Below are 1439 nucleotides of genomic sequence, written 5' to 3' on the forward strand. Positions count from 1 at the left end.
CGTCCCGATCATGATGCGACGCTTGACTTCCGGCCCGAACCCCTGCGCGCGCGTGGTGGCCATGACCTGCTCGGCGCTGTGCTTGCCGTCGTCCCCCGCACGCAATCCGTACCGCATGCCGTCGAACCGAGCCAGGTTGGACGACACCTCCGACGGAAGGATCAGGTAATAAGCGGCCAGTGCATGCACGAAGTTGGGGCACGACACCTCGACCACCTCGGCACCGAGTTCGGTGAGTGCGGCGACCGCAGCATCGAACGACGAGATCACACCGGGCTGGTACTTGTCCGAGTGCAATTCCTTCACCACACCGACGCGCACGCCCGTCAGGTCACCACGAGCACCCTCTCGTGCCGCTGCGACGACCGGTCGAACAGCCGTGTCGACCGATGTGGAGTCCCGCGCGTCGTATCCGGCGATGACCTCGTGCAGCAACGCGGTGTCGAGCACGGTCCGACCGCACGGGCCGCCCTGATCGAGTGACGAGGCACAGGCGATCAGTCCGTAGCGCGAGACGCTGCCGTAGGTCGGCTTGGTTCCCACGGTGCCGGTCAGAGCCGCCGGCTGACGGATCGATCCGCCGGTGTCGGTGCCGATGGCCAGCGGGGCCTGGTACGACGCGAGCGCCGCAGCACTGCCGCCGCCGGAGCCGCCGGGGATGCGAGTGGTGTCCCAGGGGTTCTTCGTCGGACCGTACGCCGAGTTCTCGGTGGACGAGCCCATCGCGAACTCGTCCATGTTGGTCTTGCCCAGCACCGGAATGCCCGCGGCCCGCAGCTTCGTGGTCAGCGTTGCGTCGTAGGGCGACATCCACCCGTCGAGAATTTTCGATCCGGCCGTCGTCGGCATGTCGGTCGTGGTGAACACGTCCTTGAGAGCAAGCGGCACGCCGGCCAGAGCCGAGGCAGGTGCGTCTCCCGCCGACAATCCCGCATCGACGTCGGTCGCTGCTGCGAGTGCCTCGGACCCCGCGACGTGCAGAAATGCGTGCAGGTCACCATCGACCTCGGAGATCCGGTCGAGATGCGCCCGGGTCACCTCGACGGCGCTGATCTCACGCGCGTGGATGCGGGTCGCGAGCTCGGACGCGTCGAGCTTCGTCAGGTCGGTCATTCGCTCTCTCCCAGAATCTGCGGCACCGCGAAACGGCCCTCCTCGGCGTTCGGTGCACCGGACAGCGATTGCTCCGGCGTCAGGCCGGGAACGATCACGTCGGGACGCGTGACGTTCACGATGTCACTGGGGTTGGCCGTCGGCGGAACGTCGTCCGTCGCCACCTCCGCCACTGCCTTGACGTGATGAAGAATCGAATCCAACTGACCGGCGAACTCGTCGAGTTCGGCGTCGCTGAGAGCCAAGCGCGACAGCCGGGCGAGGTGAGCGACCTCGTCGCGGGAGATGTCTGGCACCGCGTAGACCCCTTTCAGACGGGAGGAGCG

General features: G+C 67.1%; 2 protein-coding genes. Both read right to left on the reverse strand.

Annotated elements, in window-relative coordinates; all coding sequences use genetic code 11:
- On the reverse strand, nt 1–1113 hold a 1113-nt coding region (locus A2J02_RS01340; protein ID WP_068045759.1), incomplete at its 3' end, for an amidase family protein.
- Complete coding sequence (gene gatC / locus A2J02_RS01345) at nt 1110–1409, reverse strand: Asp-tRNA(Asn)/Glu-tRNA(Gln) amidotransferase subunit GatC (protein ID WP_068045762.1); 300 nt, start codon at nt 1407–1409, stop codon at nt 1110–1112. The genes A2J02_RS01340 and gatC, both read right to left, overlap by 4 nt.
- Nucleotides 1410–1439 lie beyond the last annotated feature (30 nt).

The organism is Rhodococcus sp. EPR-147, from assembly GCF_001647185.1.
Taxonomy (GTDB): Bacteria; Actinomycetota; Actinomycetes; order Mycobacteriales; family Mycobacteriaceae; genus Rhodococcoides.